Annotated in this window: 2 protein-coding genes and 1 pseudogene; 2 read left to right on the forward strand and 1 reads right to left on the reverse strand. The window is 61.2% G+C overall.

Translation table 11 applies throughout. The annotated features are described in order from the left end of the window. The first annotated feature begins 188 nt into the window (after positions 1 to 188). Together WCB02_RS06765 and WCB02_RS06770 are read left to right on the forward strand one after the other, a co-directional pair. On the forward strand, positions 189 to 314 hold the full coding sequence (locus WCB02_RS06765) for a hypothetical protein (RefSeq protein WP_423957062.1): 126 nt from the start codon (positions 189 to 191) through the stop codon (positions 312 to 314). A 216-nt stretch (positions 315 to 530) separates the two neighbouring features. Further along, positions 531 to 670: pseudogene (locus WCB02_RS06770) on the forward strand (IS6 family transposase); the annotation flags it as partial. 162 nt (positions 671 to 832) lie between these two features. On the opposite strand, the gene WCB02_RS06775 reads toward WCB02_RS06770, so the two are convergent. Continuing rightward, the coding region (locus tag WCB02_RS06775; protein WP_423957063.1) for a zinc-binding dehydrogenase at positions 833 to 1503 on the reverse strand (671 nt) is incomplete at its 5' end.

A 1503-nucleotide genomic window follows, 5' to 3' on the forward strand; every position in this document is an offset into this window, starting at 1 on the left:
GAGAAGAATTGTTCCCGAGTAGGCTCAGTTGAAGGTCAGGCCGCGGGGGCCAGCGCCCTGAACATCATGGGCCGTTATCTGCAACGTGAGGGACTGGTAGCGGACGTGACGATCATCGGTTCGAGTGCGATGACGCGCCGGACACAGCGAGCCGCCGCTGGGCCCCGTCGAAATCAGTCACTGCGAGAATGGTGCCAGCGCTCGCGATCCCGATGCAGATCTCGCTGGCGCGCGTCACTGCCCGCATGAAGACGTCGGGACTCGCCCCTCCAGTCGCACCAAGGTTGTCGGCGGCGATGATCACCGCGGCATAGTCTGCGAGGGCATTGTCACGGCGCAGGCAGCTTGCTGGCGCTTTGAATGCGGGGTAGCCGAAGAGCATGAGGAAAATCAGCTACTCCAGGTGTATCGGTTCCCGCCGGAGATCATTCACCAGGCGGTCTGGCTCTATTTCCGGAACTGAGAGGAACTTCTGGGCTGAGCACGCGCTCTTGAAGCGTTGCATCTTACGCTCCCGCGGGCGATGGAAGAATAATCGGGCCGAGAATTCGCATCAGCCGCCGCCTACAATACTTTCAACGTCCAACGCCATCTCACGTCAGCTCAAACACACCGCGCGCTCCGCACCGCGGCGATGAGCACGTGGCACGAAGCCTTAGCGGCGACCTGAAAAATCCGTAAGGCGTAGTCCGCGCGTGCACTTCGCACGGCAACGTGACAGTGCCATCCCGAGGCCACGTTATGTGAGAGTCTGCACGGAAGCGGTTGTAGGTCATATTGCCACTGATGTCGGAGCGTCAGAGCCGATGCACTGGCGCTCCGCACAACTGGCTCAGGCCGGGATCGCTTCTCGTGTTGGCGGAGCGGACGCCCTTTGATTTTTGCCGCCAACAAAGTCGAGCACGACACGCGATGGCACCTCGCCTTTCTCTAGGCGTTCGAAAATGGTGTTGATCGCGGAGAGCGGCTGGATCTCGATGTCGGCTTTGACCCTACCCTCGGCGGCGAACTGCAGGCATTCGGCCATGTCCTCACGCGTGCCGACGAACGAGCCGCGCACCGTGACGCAGTTGGCGACGACATCAAAGAGGGGCAGCGGAAATTCTCCCGGGGGTAGACCGACCAGCACGCAAATTCCATGCTTTCGAGTCATTTCCACGCCCTGTTTGAAGGCCGGGAGGGACGGCGCCGTGATCAATACGCCATGCGCTCCGCCGCCGATTTCCTTTTTCAAGATGGCTGCTGGATTGCCGATCTTCGCGTTAATGACAATTTCGGCGCCGAGCCGCTTGGCGTGGGCGAGCTTCCCGTCGTCGACGTCAATCCCGCAGACATGCAGGCCCATCGCCTTGGCGTACTGGATCCCGAGGTGCCCGAGGCCGCCGCAGCCCGAGATCGCAATCCACTCCCCGGGCTTGGCCTCCGTCTCTTTGATCCCCTTATAGGTCGTAATCCCTGCGCAAATCACAGGTGCCGCCTCCTTGGGGCCCAGTCCCTTTGGAA

The sequence above is a fragment of the Bradyrhizobium sp. genome, assembly GCF_049581145.1.
In the GTDB taxonomy this organism is placed as follows: Bacteria; Pseudomonadota; Alphaproteobacteria; order Rhizobiales; family Xanthobacteraceae; genus Bradyrhizobium.